The 10,445-nt window shown below is 75.2% G+C and carries 12 protein-coding genes and 1 pseudogene; 7 read left to right on the top strand and 6 right to left on the bottom strand.

Annotated elements, in window-relative coordinates; all coding sequences use genetic code 11:
• A pseudogene (locus ABZW03_RS29035) lies at positions 1 to 236 on the top strand (hypothetical protein); the annotation flags it as partial.
• A gap of 52 nt (positions 237 to 288) precedes the next feature.
• On the opposite strand, the gene ABZW03_RS29030 reads toward ABZW03_RS29035, so the two are convergent.
• Both ABZW03_RS29030 and ABZW03_RS29025 read right to left on the bottom strand, forming a co-directional pair.
• Positions 289 to 972: an HAD family hydrolase gene (locus tag ABZW03_RS29030; RefSeq protein WP_355264525.1), complete on the bottom strand. Its 684-nt coding sequence runs from the start codon at positions 970 to 972 to the stop codon at positions 289 to 291.
• 49 nt (positions 973 to 1,021) lie between these two features.
• Positions 1,022 to 1,597 carry an NUDIX domain-containing protein gene (locus ABZW03_RS29025; RefSeq protein WP_355264522.1) on the bottom strand — a complete coding sequence of 192 codons (576 nt, stop codon included), beginning with the start codon at positions 1,595 to 1,597 and terminating at the stop codon, positions 1,022 to 1,024.
• Between the two features lie 359 nt (positions 1,598 to 1,956).
• Between ABZW03_RS29025 and ABZW03_RS29020 the strand changes: the two genes are divergently transcribed.
• A complete protein-coding gene (locus tag ABZW03_RS29020) occupies positions 1,957 to 2,724 on the top strand; it encodes a CDP-alcohol phosphatidyltransferase family protein (protein ID WP_355264520.1) in 768 nt (255 codons plus the stop codon).
• Positions 2,725 to 2,849: 125 nt separating this feature from the next.
• Here ABZW03_RS29020 and ABZW03_RS29015 read toward each other — a convergent pair whose 3' ends face one another.
• Positions 2,850 to 3,215, bottom strand: coding sequence for a helix-turn-helix domain-containing protein (locus ABZW03_RS29015; protein WP_355264517.1), 366 nt, complete (start codon positions 3,213 to 3,215; stop codon positions 2,850 to 2,852).
• A 111-nt stretch (positions 3,216 to 3,326) separates the two neighbouring features.
• Here ABZW03_RS29015 and ABZW03_RS29010 point away from each other — a divergent pair, with 111 nt between their 5' ends.
• Positions 3,327 to 4,313, top strand: coding sequence for a zinc-binding dehydrogenase (locus ABZW03_RS29010; protein WP_355264514.1), 987 nt, complete (start codon positions 3,327 to 3,329; stop codon positions 4,311 to 4,313).
• Between the two features lie 249 nt (positions 4,314 to 4,562).
• On the opposite strand, the gene ABZW03_RS29005 is transcribed toward ABZW03_RS29010, so the two are convergent.
• The gene (locus tag ABZW03_RS29005; protein WP_355264511.1) at positions 4,563 to 4,748 is read right to left on the bottom strand and encodes a hypothetical protein; all 186 of its coding nucleotides are present in this window, start codon (positions 4,746 to 4,748) and stop codon (positions 4,563 to 4,565) included.
• Positions 4,749 to 4,925: 177 nt separating this feature from the next.
• Here ABZW03_RS29005 and ABZW03_RS29000 point away from each other — a divergent pair, with 177 nt between their 5' ends.
• The 3 genes from ABZW03_RS29000 to ABZW03_RS28990 all read left to right on the top strand — a co-directional run bounded on the left by ABZW03_RS29000 (position 4,926) and on the right by ABZW03_RS28990 (position 7,797).
• On the top strand, positions 4,926 to 6,248 hold the full coding sequence (locus tag ABZW03_RS29000) for a LuxR C-terminal-related transcriptional regulator (protein WP_355264508.1): 1,323 nt from the start codon (positions 4,926 to 4,928) through the stop codon (positions 6,246 to 6,248).
• 87 nt (positions 6,249 to 6,335) lie between these two features.
• Positions 6,336 to 6,917 carry a hypothetical protein gene (locus tag ABZW03_RS28995; protein ID WP_355264505.1) on the top strand — a complete coding sequence of 194 codons (582 nt, stop codon included), beginning with the start codon at positions 6,336 to 6,338 and terminating at the stop codon, positions 6,915 to 6,917.
• Positions 6,918 to 6,960: 43 nt separating this feature from the next.
• The gene (locus tag ABZW03_RS28990) at positions 6,961 to 7,797 is read left to right on the top strand and encodes an NmrA family NAD(P)-binding protein (RefSeq protein WP_355264502.1); all 837 of its coding nucleotides are present in this window, start codon (positions 6,961 to 6,963) and stop codon (positions 7,795 to 7,797) included.
• A 64-nt stretch (positions 7,798 to 7,861) separates the two neighbouring features.
• Here ABZW03_RS28990 and ABZW03_RS28985 read toward each other — a convergent pair whose 3' ends face one another.
• Positions 7,862 to 8,512 carry a hypothetical protein gene (locus ABZW03_RS28985; RefSeq protein ID WP_355264499.1) on the bottom strand — a complete coding sequence of 217 codons (651 nt, stop codon included), beginning with the start codon at positions 8,510 to 8,512 and terminating at the stop codon, positions 7,862 to 7,864.
• A 189-nt stretch (positions 8,513 to 8,701) separates the two neighbouring features.
• Positions 8,702 to 9,634 (bottom strand): zinc-binding dehydrogenase, encoded by a 933-nt coding sequence (locus tag ABZW03_RS28980; RefSeq protein ID WP_355264496.1) that lies wholly within the window; start codon positions 9,632 to 9,634, stop codon positions 8,702 to 8,704.
• Between the two features lie 79 nt (positions 9,635 to 9,713).
• Here ABZW03_RS28980 and ABZW03_RS28975 point away from each other — a divergent pair.
• Positions 9,714 to 10,445: helix-turn-helix domain-containing protein (locus ABZW03_RS28975; RefSeq protein WP_355264493.1), on the top strand; the 732-nt coding region annotated here is incomplete at its 3' end.

Here is a 10,445-nt window from a genome sequence, read left to right as displayed (position 1 = left end):
GGTTCGTCAACTTCCGCCGGGCCAAGCGCGCGGCGGCGACGGCCGCGGCGCAGCCCGCCCCGCAGCCGGGGGCGGCGCTGCTGCCGTACCTGTCGTTCGGCTCGGTGCTGTTCGCGCTGCTGGTGCCGGTGGCGGCGGCGCTGTACCTGCTGACGACGAGCGCCTGGTCGGCCGCCGAGCGGGCCTGGCTGTACCGGGACGGTACGCCGGTGCCGGCGGCCGCACTCACCGTCTAGGCCGGACGCGCCCCGGTCCGCGACGAACCGCCCGGCTCAGTGGCTCGGAGGCTCAGAAGTGGCGCAGCAGCTCGGGGAAGGCCCGGAGCCGCAGCGTCGCCTCGTCCGGGCCGAGTTCCGCGTACTCCAGCACCCAGGTGTGCTCGTGCGGGATGAAGACGGTGCGCAGGCCGGCCCGGCGGGCGGGGGCGATGTCGGACTTGGGCGAGTTGCCGATCATCCAGGTCCGGCCGGGGTCGAGGCCGAGGTCGGCGGTGAGCTGCCGGTAGGTGTCGACCGACTTCTCGGCGACGATGTGGATGCCGCGGAAGTGGTGGTCGATGGTGGACTCGGTCACCTTGCGCCGCTGTTCGCCCTGGTCGCCCTTGGTGAGCAGCAGCAGCTGGTGCCGGTCGGCGAGGGCGGCCAGGGTGTCGGCGACACCGGCGATCAGTTCGACGTTCCGGCTGGTCAGCGGGGTGAGCAGGGCGTCGATCCGGGCCTGCTCGTCCGCCGTCGGGGTGCGGCCGTTGAGCCGCTCCAGGCAGTCGGCGAGGCTCTGCCGGAAGACGGTGGCGCCGTAGCCGAGGGTGGCGGAGTTGACGGCCTCGATCTCGTTCAGCAGGGCCCTGGTGCGCTCCTGCTCGGCCGGGGCGGCGACCCAGTCCAGGAAGCCGTCGATGACCCGCTCGAAGAGGACGTTGTTCTCCCAGAGCGTGTCGTCGGCGTCGAAGATCAGGATCTGGTCGGTGTGCATCTGTGGTCTCCAGGGGGAATCGGGCCGCGGGAGGTCGGCTCGGAGAAAGTCAGGCGGGCGGCAGCACGCGGGCGGCGCGGTCGAGGGTCTCCCGGAGGTTCTCCTCGGTGGTCCGCCGCCCGGCCTCCTCGACGGTGAGCCACTCCAGCGGGGACGCCGGGTTCTCCGGCCGGGCCCGCTCCGGGGTGCCGGTGGCCAGCAGGAAGCGCAGGTCGGCGTGCTCGTGCGCCGGTTCGGCGGGCGAGGCGGGGACGGGCACCACGGCGAGGTGGACCAGGGCGGGGCCGGGCCAGGGGGTGAGGTCGGTCAGGCCGGTCTCCTCCACGCCCTCGCGCAGGGCGATGTCCAGCGGGCTGGTCTCCCCCGGGTCGCCGTGGCCGCCGACGTGCAACCAGGCCTGCTGGCGGACGTGCCAGCGCAGCAGGACCCGGCGGGTCGGCGGGTGGACGATCAGCGCGGAGGCGGTGAAGTGGAGCGGGAAGGTGCCCCGGTTCCAGGCGTCGGCGACGCCGAGGAGGCGGCGGGCCCGCTCGCGGTCGGCGGTCTCCGCCGGGCCGTACGGGCGGTGGTCGTCCAGCAGTCGGGCCAGGTCGGGGGTCTGTGACGGGCTGCCCGTGGTCACCATGGGTCTGCGCTCCTCGTTCCGCTCCGGGGCCGCGCGGACCGCGTCGACCGGCGTGCGGGAGCGGGCGATCGGGCCCCGGGGCTCGGGGTTCCGGCGAACCCGCGCAGCCTAGCCCGGGGCGCTCGGGCGGCCCCACCGGTTTTCGCCGGCGGGCGGGGTGGAGGGCGGGTCCACCGGGATGTTCCACCGGCGGCCACCTCCCGTACCGATGCCGTCCCGATGCCGTGCCGATCCCTTGCCGATGCCGTCCCGATCCCGCGCCGATGCCGTGCCGAGGACGGCGTACCGGCTGGTCCGGGCGTTTCCCCGGAGGCCGTAGCCTGTGGTGATCGTTTCGGGACAGGTGGAGGGATGTCGTCATGGTGGCTGCTCCGGCGCTCGCCGAGCTGCGCGAGGTGTGCCAGCCGCAGGCCAAGCTTCAGAGCCGCAACGGCGAGCACTGGGCGGGCCGGCTGTACATGCGGCGGATCTCGCTGCGGACCACCCGTCAGCTGGTGCGCACCTCGGTGTCGCCGAACACCCTCACCTGGGTGATGGTGGTGTGCGGGGTCGGCGGCGGCGCGGCCCTGCTGATCCCGGGCCTCACCGGTGCGGTGCTGGCCGTCGTGCTGTTCCAGCTGTTCCTGCTGTTCGACTGCGTGGACGGCGAAGTGGCGCGCTGGACGCGCCGGTTCAGCATGGCCGGGGTGTACGTGGACCGGCTCGGCGCCTACCTGGCGGATGCCGCGCTGATGATCGGTGCGGGCGTACGGGCGGCGCGCGGCGGGTCGGAGCTGTGGGTGTCGGCGGGGCTGGCGGCCGCGCTGGGCGTGGTGCTGCTCAAGGCCTCGACGGACCTGGTGGACGTGGCCCGGGCCCGCAGCGGGCAGCTCCCGGCGACCGAGGAGTCGACGCAGCCGCGCTCCCAGGGCATCGCGACGGCCCGCAGGATCGCCTCGGTGTTCAAGATCCACCGGGTGACGAACGGCATCGAGGCCTCGCTGGTGCTGCTGGCGGCGGCCGCGGTGGACGCCGGGCTCGGCCACCTGGACGCGACCCGGTGGACGCTCGCGGGCATCACGGTGATCACCTGGGGCATGGTGGTCGCGCACCTGGCGTCGATCCTGTCCTCCTCCCGGCTGCGCTGAGCGGCCCGCGCGCCGAGCACGCGTCTGGGCCCGGCGCGTGAACGGTCCCGCGCGGCGCCGAGGCGCCCCTCCCCCGCCCGGGGGAGGCCCCGGCGCCGAGCCCGCCACCGCGGCGATCCCGCGCCCTACCGGGCCTCCGCACCCTCCGCACCCTCCGCACCCTCCGTAAGGGCGTGCGCGGCGAGGACGGTGTCGAGCAGTCCGGGGAAGCGCCGCTCCAGGTCGACCGTGCGCAGGGCGGAGAAGCGCCGGTTGGCCTCCTCGCGCTGGCTGATCAGGCCGGACTCGCGCAGCACCTTGAAGTGATGGCTCAGGGTGGAGGGCGCGACGTCCACCGGGAAGGTGCCGCAGGCCCGCTCGGGCTCGGTGCGCAGGATGCGCACGATGGTCATCCGGGTGGGGTCGGAGAGCGCGTGCAGGACGTCGAAGAGGTCGATCTCCTCGGTCGCGGGGTGCATGAGCGCCGGTCGGCGGCGGGTGCTGCGGGGCATGGGTCGACCTCTCCGATCTGCGATGTTCGACATCCATGGAAACGGCGTGGTACCACTGACCACCGCACCAATTTCGTCGTTCGTCGAAAATCGTAGCCGAGGGGGCCCGACATGCGCGCACTGGTGATGACCGCACCCGGTGGATCCGAGAACTCGCAGGTCCAGGAGATCGCGACGCCGCACCCCGGACCGGGGCAGGTGGCGATCGACGTCTCCCACGCCGGGCTGAACTTCGTGGACGTGATGACCCGCCGCGGCGACGCCGCGTACGCCGCCGAGTGGCCGTACCGGCCCGGCAAGGAGGTCTCCGGTACGGTCCGCGAGCTGGGCGCGGGCGTCACCGGGCTGGCGGTGGGCGACCGCGTGGTCGCCGCGCCGGTCGGCGCCGGGCTGGCCGAGGTGGTGCTCGCCGAGGCCGCGCTCACCGTGCCGCTCCCCGCCGGGGTGGCGCTGCGCGAGGCAGCCGCCGTCCCGCTGGGCCTGGCCACCTCGCTCCTGCTGCTGACCGACGCCGGCCGCTTCACCGCCGGGGAGAGCGTCCTGGTGCACTCGGCGGGCGGCGGGATCGGCCACGCCGTCGCCCGGCTCGTCCCGCTGCTCGGCGGCGGGACGCTGATCGGCACGGTCGGCCGGCCGGAGAAGGCCGCGGCGGCGATCGCCTCCGGCTACCACCACGCCTTCGCCCGCGGCGACGAACCCGCCGAGGCGATCCGCGCCGCGAGCGGCGGCCGGGGCGTGGACCTGGTGCTCGACCCGCTGGGCACGGCGGCCCTCGACCTCGACCTCGCCGTGGCGGCGCCCGGCGCGCGGATCGTGCTGTTCGGCAACGCGAGCGGCGGCGCCGTCGCCGACCTGCCCCCGCTCAGCCGCCTGATGGCGGGCAACCTGACCGTCACCGGCTTCAGCCACCGCGGCCTGGCCGCCACCGCCCCCGAGCGCCTGGCCCGCGCCATCCGCCGGGTCCTCGACCTCGTCGCCGACGGCGAACTCGACCTGCCGGTCACCGAACTGCCCGGTCTGGACGCCGTCCCGGCCGCCCACGACGCCCTGCAGGAGGGTCGGGCGACCGGCAAGTACGTGGTGCGCGTCGGCGGCTGAACCCGGAGCCCGGGTGGACGGCAACGCGCCCTGCACGGGAAGTCGACTCGGCCGACTTCCCGTGCAGGGCGCGCTGTTTCGCCGGGCGGCTCTGCTCGCTGAGCCGCCGGCGGCCGAGGCGGAGGAGGAGGCCGAGCCGGCCCGACCGGTGGCGGTGGGGGCGGTACGGACGGAACGCTTCAGAGCCATGTGCATGACAGGCTACCTTTCGGCAGGGATGAGGGAGGGGGCGTCGCCCGCGACGACGCGTCAGCTCAGCGGCTTACCCGGGCACCAGGCGTCGCCCCAGGCCGTCGTCTGGATGCAGTTGTGGCCGCCGCTCGCAATGGAGGAGTCCGCCGGCGCCGCGCCGTCGAACACCGAGGCACCGGCCGGGACCGCCCCGCCCAACCAGGCGGCGACGCCCAGCGCGACCGCGGCCAGTGTCCGCGTCACGATTCCTCGCATGACGACAGCTCCCATCACTTCGGGGACAGTTCCACACGTTCCGGGCGTTTCCGCAGTTCCCGCGGCATCACCCGGCCCGTGATCGCCACCCTGCCAGTCGGCGGATGGCCACGGCATCCCCCACAAGGGATCATGAGCCTGCCTGGCAGCTTTAGGAGGCATGCGATGGACTCCGGGCCCCTCCCCGACCCGACCGTCGAGGTACCCGCACTCGACAGCGCGGCCGTCACGCTCTACCGGTGGACGGTCGTGCACGAGCGCCTCACCCCGGCGACCCTCGCGCAGGCGGCCTCGGAGACCGACCTGAGCCTGCCGGAGTGCGAGGCGGCCGTCCGGCAGCTCACCGCGGCCTGCCTCTTCCGGGAACTGCGCTCACCCGACGGCGGCCCCACCTCCTGGCAGCCCGTCAGCCCCCAGGCCGCGACCGCCCAGCTGCTCTCCGCCCGCGACACCGCCCTGCGCGCCCGGGAGGAGGCCCTGCGCGAGCAGCGGCGGCTCGTCCAGCAGCAGCGCGACGGCCTCGCCGCCCTGGTCCCCGTCTACCTCCAGGCCCGCCAGCACGCCTTCCCGCAGGGCACCATCGACCGCCTGCCCGACAAGTTCGCGGTGCGCTCGCTGCTCGCCGACGTGATCGACTCCTGCCGCAGCGAGGTGCTGGTCTCCAAGCACGGCGGCTCCTTCCCCCCGGCCGCCCTGCGCGAGGCGCTGCCGCGCGACCTGGCGCTGCTCGACCGGGGCGTCCGGATGCGGAGCCTCTACCAGCACGCGACCCGCTTCGACCAGCCCACCCGGGTGCACGCGGAGCGGCTCATCGGGGCCGGCGCCGAGATCCGGACGCTGCCGGAGGTGCTGCCGCAACTGATCATCGTGGACGGCTCGTTGGCCCTGCTGCCCGCCAGCTCCGGCGGCGCGCTGATCATCCGGGAGCCCGACCTGCTCTCCTACCTGCTGGCCGTCTTCGAACGGGACTGGGAGAACGCGACCCCGTTCGCCACCGGCCCGCAGGCCGCGCACGACGTCACCAAGACCATGAAGCAGAGCATCCTGGTGCTGCTCGCGAAGGGCCTCAAGGACGAGTCCATCGCCCGCCGGCTCGGCATCTCGCTGCGCACCTGCCGCCGCCACGTCTCCGACCTGCTGGACGGCCTCGGCGCGCACAGCCGCTTCCAGGCCGGCGTGGTCGCGGAACGGCTGGGCCTCACCTCGCACCCGGCGCCCGCCGCACCCACCACCGAGGCCGCCGGGGCCGCCGGAGCCGCCGGGGCCGCCGGGGCCGACACCGACGAGACCGCCCGGCCCGTACCGGCGGCGGCCTGCCCCGCGTGCGGCGGCCCGCTGCCGGCCCCCGTCCCCTCCCCCGACGGCCAGCGCCCCGGCGGCCGCCCGCCGCGCTACTGCTCGCCCCGCTGCCGCTCCCGCGCCTACCGGACCCGGCAGCGGGAACGCGAACAGGAACGGGACCGGGACCGGGCCGACGGCGTCACGTAACCCGCCTCCGGCGTCACGTAACCCACCGGCGCAGGTGCACCGGAAACCCGGCTGACGCTCCGCACCCGGTCTGCTTGACTCACCGCCATGAGCACCTCGAACGTCCTGCCGGTCCTGCGCACCCCCAACCGGTGGGTCGCCTACGACGCCGCCCAGCGGCTGCTGGGGATCACCGTGCACCGCCGCTCGACGGAGGCGCACGCCTACGCGGAGGAGCTCACGGCAGCGGAGGCCCGGCGGCTGTTCGAGGCCTTCCCCGACCAGGTCTACCCGGGCTCCGCCGGGCACGGCGTCGGGTACGACGAGACCCGGCGGCTGCTGGCCGCGGGCGATCCCCGGGTGGACGAACTGGCCCCGTTCTCCTTCCAGTCGGACGAACGCCCGGTCGGATCGATCGAGGAGCGGTTCCTCGGCCTCCTCGGCTCCTCGCCCGCCTCGCTGTCCTGGAGCGGCTTCGCCTGGCCCGCCGTCCCCGACCTCGGCCTGGACCTCCGCGCCAAGGACGCCGGCGTCCAGATCGCCCTCAACAGCCGCAACGTCGACTACGACCGGCCCTCGGACGACCACACGGTGTTCCTCCACTTCCGCGCGGGCGACGTCCGGCGCGCCGAGTGGCTGGCCCGGCACGTGGGGCTGGCGGCCGTCGGCCCGGCGGAGTCGGGCTGGTAGCCGCCCGGGCATAGCCCTGGGGCCGCCCGGCGTTGGGCCCGGCATGACCGAGATTCTGGTGATCGGCGCAACCGGCAGTGTGGGCAGGCACGTGGTGACCGCCCTGGCCGAAGAAGGCCACACGGTACGGGCGTTGGTGCGGGACCCGGCGAAGGCGGTGCTGCCCGCCGGGGTCGAGGCCGTCCGGGGCGACCTGACGGTGCCCGAGAGCCTGGCGCCGGCGCTGGCCGGCGGGGTGGAGGCGGTGTACCTGATGTGGCCGGGGCTGCCGGTGCAGCCCCGGGTGGTGGAACTGATCGCCCGGCACGCCCGGCGGGTCGTCTACCTGTCGGCGGACGTGCCGGACCTCGCCGACGACGAACCGGCCGCCGTCTTCCACCAGGAGATTGAACGGCTGATCCGGCACTCGGGCCTGAGCTGGACCTTCGTCCGGGCGATCGACTTCGCCGGCAACCTGCTGGCCTGGGCGGACCAGGTGCGCGAGGGCGTGGTCCGCTGGCCGTACGGGCGGGCGCGGCGCTCGCTGGTGCACGAGCGGGACATCGCCGACGTCGTGGTGCGGGCGCTCACCGAGGACGGGCACGACGGGGCGACGTACGTGGTCACCGGCCCGGAGTCGCTCGCGCACGCCGAGCTGGCCGGGATCATCGGCGAGGAGCTGGGCGTGGCGGTGCGCTGGGAGGAACTGCCGGTGGAGACGGCCCGCGAGCGGCTGACGGCGGCCTGGGGGAACGCGGCGTTCGTGGAGTCCCGGCTGCGCGCCTGGGAGTCGTTCACCCGCGAGCCGGAGCGGGTGACCGGCACCGTGCGGGAGGTGCTCGGGCGTCCGCCGCGCGACATCCGCAGCTGGGTGCGGGATCACGCGGCGGACTTCCGCTGAGTCCTGACGGCTGACCCCTGACGGCTGAGCCCTGAGCTGAGCCCTGAGCTGAGCCCTGACGGCGTCAGTACCGGACGGCCTTGACCACGACGGGGAGCAGGGTCCGGTCGGCCGGCTGCCGGCTGAAGGCGATCGGCTCGGCCGTGCCGTTCGGCGGGACGTCCTCGGCGCCGACGACGGAGCTGTCCACGGTCTGACCGCCGGCGTCGGTGAAGTCGACCTGGACGGCGTAGGAGGCCCGCTCGGTCCCCCGGTTCCGGATGGTGACGACCACGGCGTGCACGCCGCCGGTGTTCTGCCGGGCGATGCCGGTGACGGTGACGTCGCCCAGCGCGTTGCCGCCGTCCGTCACACCGCTGAGCACCGAGGCGGCCTTCTCCCTGGTCATCGCCTGCTGCGCCGAGACGGAGGCCTCGAAGGCGGAGGCCCTGGCGGCTTCGGCGGCGGAGGCCGACGCGGAGGCTTCCGAGGCCGAGGCGATCGCGGCCGACGCCGAGGCCAGCAGCGACTCCGCGGCGGAGGCGATCGCGGACGGCGGCTCGCCGGAGAAGGCGCCCGCCTCGGGCGCGGTGGCCGTGGGCGAGCCGGCCGCCGTGCCCGACGAGTCGCTGCCGCAGGCCGCGAGCACGGCGATGCCGGAGGCGGCCACGATCAGCGCGACCGTGCGCTGCGGCGTCCACCGGCCGTGGCCGGGGGGACTGTGGGGTTCACGCACCGGGAATCCCTCTCCTGGTCGGTGTCGGGCGGCCGAGGGCCCGTACGTCCCCATGCTTGGCGGCATCCCGCTCCGCAGCGACAGCGCGTGACCCGTCCGGGTGGGCGGGCCCGGACGCCGAAGGGTCCGCACCCCCAACGGGCCCGGCCCCCGAAGGACCCGCGCCCCGGACGGGGGCCGAGGAGGTCCTCAGCCCCCGATGGTCAGCACCGCCTTGCCGTGCAGCCGCCGCCCGAGCAGGGCGTCGACCGCCTCGGCCGCGTCGTCCCAGTCGCCGCGCCAGGTGATGCCGGGGTCCAGCTCGCCCGCCGCCACCCGGTGGGCGAGCCAGCCGAGGTCGCGGCCGAGGCCGGTGCAGCCGAGCAGGTAGAAGGAGACCACCGAGCGGTCGTGCCGGTTCGCGTCGCCGAACAGGGTGCCGAACGCGAAGTCCTCGCCCCGGCCGGAGCTGTGGCCGGTGGCGACCAGGGTGCCGCCGGGGCCCAGGGCCTCGTAGGCCTCGACCAGTTGGGGGCCGCCGACGACGTCGACCACGCCGTCGACCGGCCCGGCGACCTCCTTCGGCGAGGCGACCACCTCGTGGGCGCCGAGGCCGCGCAGCACGTCGCCGTTCCGGTCGGGCGAGCCGGTGGACGCGACCACGTGGGCGCCCGCCGCCCGGGCGAGCTGGACGGCGTAGCGGCCGACGCCGCCGGTGGCGCCGGTGACCAGGACGCTGCGGCCGAGCAGCGGGCCGACGCGGTGCAGCGCGCGCAGGGCGCTGAGGGCGGCGACCGGGATGGTGGCGAGGGCGGCGAGGTCCGCACCGACGGGTGCGGCGCCGATCAACCCGGTGTCCACCGCCCGCAGTTCGGCCCAGCCGCCGTCGGGCATCAGGGTGACCACCGGGGTCCCCTCGGCGGGGCCGGAGCCGTCGGCGGCGGCGCGTTCGACGATTCCGGCGGCATCCCAGCCGAGGACGGCACCGTCGGGGGCCGCGTCGAGGCCGAAGGCGACCTCGCCGTAGTTGAGCGAGGTCGCGGTGACCCGGACCAGCGCCTGGTGGGGCGCCGGTTCGGGGTCCGGGGCCGCACCGAGACGCAGGCCGCCGGGGGCCGAGCGGTCGACCAGGAGTGCGCGCATGGAGGATCCTCCCCAAGATTATGCCACTGAGTGGCATAAGCCTACAGGTGGCATTACGGCCCCGACTAGACTGGCCGCGATGACTCCCGAGAAGGCCACCGCCACGGCACCGGAGCGGGGCGCCGGACGGGCCCCCGAGGCGCCGGTCGCCGCGCTCCCGCTGCGCGAGCGCAAGAAGCTGCGCACCCGTCAGGCGCTGATCGACACCGCCCTGGAACTGTTCGGCGAGCACGGCTTCGACGGGGTGACGCTGGACCGGCTGTGCGAGGCCGTCGAGGTCTCCAAGCGGACCTTCTTCCGCGCGTTCTCCAGCAAGGAGGACGTCGCGATGGCGCCCACCCAGGACCTGTGGGCGGCGTTCCTGGACGTGCTGGAGAGCCGGCCGCCGGACGACGGCCGACTGCTGGCCCTCCTGGCGGGGACCCTCACCGAGGCGATCGACCGGATGCCGGCCGACGGCTGGGCCGAACGCGCCCTGGCCAGCCGCCGGTTGGCCGCCCGGACGCCGTCGATGGACGCCCACGGGCTGGCCTTCTGCGAGCGGACGACCCGGGAGGCGGTGTCGACGGTCACCCGCCGGTTCGCCCTCGACGGCCCCGCGGCCGTCGCCGCGCTGCACACCCGGCTGGCGGTGGACATGCTGGTCGCCGCGTTCCACCAGGCGATGGACGGCTGGGTGGCGCAGCCGTCCGGACACACCCGCGCCGACCTCGCGCGGCGGCTCCGGACGGCCTGCGCCGAACTGCCGGGCGCGCTAGTCGGTGCGCGGCTCGGTCGCGCCGGAGGCCGTCCGCAAGGAGCTGCTGGCAGA

The sequence above is a fragment of the Kitasatospora sp. NPDC004799 genome, from assembly GCF_040609095.1.
Classification (GTDB): domain Bacteria; phylum Actinomycetota; class Actinomycetes; order Streptomycetales; family Streptomycetaceae; genus Kitasatospora.
Note: the sequence above shows the minus strand (reverse complement) of the source record. Positions and strands in the feature narration are given on the sequence as shown.

What these genes read in the sequence shown, in the direction of transcription:
- ABZW03_RS29030 (WP_355264525.1), bottom strand. Translation starts at nt 972, where the DNA reads ATGCACACCGACCAGATCCTGATCTTCGACGCCGACGACACGCTCTGG.
- ABZW03_RS29025 (WP_355264522.1), bottom strand. Translation starts at nt 1,597, where the DNA reads ATGGTGACCACGGGCAGCCCGTCACAGACCCCCGACCTGGCCCGACTG.
- ABZW03_RS29020 (WP_355264520.1), top strand. Translation starts at nt 1,957, where the DNA reads ATGGTGGCTGCTCCGGCGCTCGCCGAGCTGCGCGAGGTGTGCCAGCCG.
- ABZW03_RS29015 (WP_355264517.1), bottom strand. Translation starts at nt 3,215, where the DNA reads ATGCCCCGCAGCACCCGCCGCCGACCGGCGCTCATGCACCCCGCGACC.
- ABZW03_RS29010 (WP_355264514.1), top strand. Translation starts at nt 3,327, where the DNA reads ATGCGCGCACTGGTGATGACCGCACCCGGTGGATCCGAGAACTCGCAG.
- ABZW03_RS29000 (WP_355264508.1), top strand. Translation starts at nt 4,926, where the DNA reads ATGGACTCCGGGCCCCTCCCCGACCCGACCGTCGAGGTACCCGCACTC.
- ABZW03_RS28995 (WP_355264505.1), top strand. Translation starts at nt 6,336, where the DNA reads ATGAGCACCTCGAACGTCCTGCCGGTCCTGCGCACCCCCAACCGGTGG.
- ABZW03_RS28990 (WP_355264502.1), top strand. Translation starts at nt 6,961, where the DNA reads ATGACCGAGATTCTGGTGATCGGCGCAACCGGCAGTGTGGGCAGGCAC.
- ABZW03_RS28980 (WP_355264496.1), bottom strand. Translation starts at nt 9,634, where the DNA reads ATGCGCGCACTCCTGGTCGACCGCTCGGCCCCCGGCGGCCTGCGTCTC.